General features: G+C 41.6%; 1 protein-coding gene. It reads left to right on the forward strand.

Annotation, left to right across the window (positions count from 1 at the left end):
• The coding region (locus G622_RS0119820; RefSeq protein ID WP_026512089.1) for an IS1634 family transposase at nucleotides 1-1,202 on the forward strand (1,202 nt) is incomplete at its 5' end.
• Nucleotides 1,203-1,300: the final 98 nt, after the last annotated feature.

A 1,300-nucleotide genomic window follows, 5' to 3' on the forward strand; every position in this document is an offset into this window, starting at 1 on the left:
ATGAGTGCGATTTCATTCAGGCTGAGGTTTATAAAAACAGTCATCTCGCAGGAAAGAGGAATGACAAGATCCTTTTCTATGACTGCACTAATTACTACTTCGAGATTGAACAGGAAGATGGTGACAAGAAGTACGGAAAAAGCAAAGAACATCGTCCTAATCCCATAATTCAAATGGGTATGTTCATGGATGGTGATGGAATTCCGCTTGCATTCTCTCTCTTCCCGGGGAATGCCAATGAACAGACGTCATTAAAGCCTCTCGAAGAAAAGGTTCTTTCTGAATTCGGATGTCAGAAATTCATCTACTGCAGCGATGCAGGACTTGGATCCGAGAAGATAAGAAACTACAACCACATGGGACAAAGAGCTTTCATTGTAACTCAGTCCATAAAGAAGCTTAAAGCCGAAGATAAAGAATGGGCTTTGAACGGTACAGGATTTAAACGAGTATCGGACGATACTCCTGTAGACATATCAAAACTCCCCGATGATGATACAGGCCTTTACTACAAAGAGGAGCCGTATACTCCAAAGACTCTTCATCAGCGCCTCATAGTGACTTATTCACCCAGGTTTGCTAAATATCAGAAAGCTGTTCGAGATGCCCAAGTGGATCGGGCACAGAAACTGATTGATTCAGGTTCCATAAAAAGGAACAGGAAGAATCCAACCGATCCGGCAAGATTCATTGGAAAGATTGCAGTTACTGACAGTGGCGAAGCTGCAAGCATTCACAACTATCTCGATACAGATAAGGTTGAACAGGAAGCGCTTTATGATGGTCTCTATGCAGTATCAACAGACCTTCTTGACGATCCTGTTGGAGACATCTTAAGTGTAAGCGAAGGTCGTTGGGAAATAGAAGAATGCTTCAGAATCATGAAGACTGACTTTGAAGCCAGGCCGGTATTTCTCCAGAATAACGTCAGGATCAAAGCTCATTTCCTTACCTGTTTCCTTGCTCTTATCGTCTACAGATACTTAGAGATGCGTATCGATGACAGTTATACTTGCGACGAGATCTTGAGCACACTTAGGGGGATGAATTTTGCAGACATTAAAGAACAGGGATTCATGCCTACCTATCGTAGGACAAAACTTACCGATAAGTTGCATGAAGCATGCGGCTTCCGTACCGACTATGAGTTCATAACCAAAAGCCAGATGAAAACAATCCAAAAGAAAAGTAAAGGGAAGTAAAAAAATACTATACTTCAAAACGAAGAGAAAAAGTCTCACAATGCCCTATATACAAGGGTTGTGAGACTTTTTATATACATCAACTGTCAAAGATGGGA

The organism is Butyrivibrio sp. LC3010, from assembly GCF_000424385.1.
Taxonomy (GTDB): Bacteria; Bacillota; Clostridia; order Lachnospirales; family Lachnospiraceae; genus Butyrivibrio.